The following is a 1,178-nucleotide window of genomic DNA, read 5'->3' as shown; positions in this document are numbered from 1 at the left end:
TGCAGCCCCGCTGACGGGCCTGACAGGCTTCTGCCCTGCCATGGCAATTTGTATAGCAGCCAGGCGCAATGGTGCATCGGAAGTGCGCGATTGGCTGGAAACGCTGTTCGCCCCGGCCGCTCCTCGTAGCGTGAAAAGGCGATCAGCTTAGGGGCGAATACCCCCCTGAATTCCCCCCAATTTCCCCTGCCAATCCGTACATCCAGCCCACTAACGAGGTGCCATCCCCGTACTGACGAGGGCGGATCCCCTGATGGGTCAGCTTCACCCAACCAACACCGATCGATCCCCTTCAACTCTCCCGCCCTGCCATGACGCGACCCCACCGCGGTGAAGCCCTGCTCGACTACCTCAACCGGGCCGGCACCATCCCCCTGCTCACGGCCGCGGAGGAACTGCACCTCGGCGCCATCGTCCAGGAATGGCTCCAGCACCCCGAGCCGCCGCAGGCCCTGCGCCGCCGCGGCACCCGCGCCCGCAACCGCATGGTCTCCGCCAACCTGCGCCTGGTGGTGATGGTCTGCCGCCGCTACCAGACCGCATCAGCAGCCTCCAGCTCGACGTGCTCGACCTCATCCAGGCCGGCAACCTCGGCCTGATCCGCGCCGTGGAGCGCTACGACCCCAGCCGCGGCTACCGGCTCTCCACCTTCGCCTTCTGGTGGATCGACCAGTCGGCCCGGCGCTGCATCAGTGAGCTGGGGCGCGCCATCCGCCTGCCCACCCAGATGATCCAGCTGGCCTTCCGCGCCCAGCGCCTCCAGGCCACCTCGCCGGAGCGCCTGAGCCTCGGCGGCGTGGCCGAACGGCTGGGGCAGGACGAGACACGCGTCGCCACCGCCCTGCGCACCCTGGAGCTCTGCAGCACCGCCTCCCTCGATCGCAGCCTCGATGGGCTGGAAAACGGCGCCACCCTCCTCGATGGCATCCCCGATCCCCATACCCCGGAAGCCAGCGACGACTACGCCTGGCTGCACCAGCAGCTGCGAGACCTCGAGCCCATCGACCAACAGCTGCTGCAGCTGCGCTTCGGCAGCAGCGAGGGCCACACCCTCGCCGAGACCGCCCAGGTCCTCGGACTGAACAAAAACCAGGTGCAGAACGCCGAGCGGCGCAGCCTGCGGCGCCTGCGCAGGCACCTCACACCCATGCTCCACCCCCTGCCAAGCCCCTGCAGGG

General features: G+C 68.6%; 2 protein-coding genes. Both read left to right on the top strand.

What is annotated here, in order from left to right; genetic code table 11:
- Positions 1-311: 311 nt before the first annotated feature.
- Complete coding sequence (locus tag CJZ98_RS17795) at positions 312-599, top strand: sigma-70 factor domain-containing protein (protein WP_094592431.1); 288 nt, start codon at positions 312-314, stop codon at positions 597-599.
- A partial coding sequence (locus tag CJZ98_RS17790) for a sigma-70 family RNA polymerase sigma factor (protein WP_198537974.1) occupies positions 563-1,178 on the top strand: 616 nt, incomplete at its 3' end. The genes CJZ98_RS17795 and CJZ98_RS17790, both read left to right, overlap by 37 nt.

The organism is Vulcanococcus limneticus LL, from assembly GCF_002252705.1.
GTDB lineage: Bacteria > Cyanobacteriota > Cyanobacteriia > PCC-6307 > Cyanobiaceae > Vulcanococcus > Vulcanococcus limneticus.
Note: the sequence above shows the minus strand (reverse complement) of the source record. Positions and strands in the feature narration are given on the sequence as shown.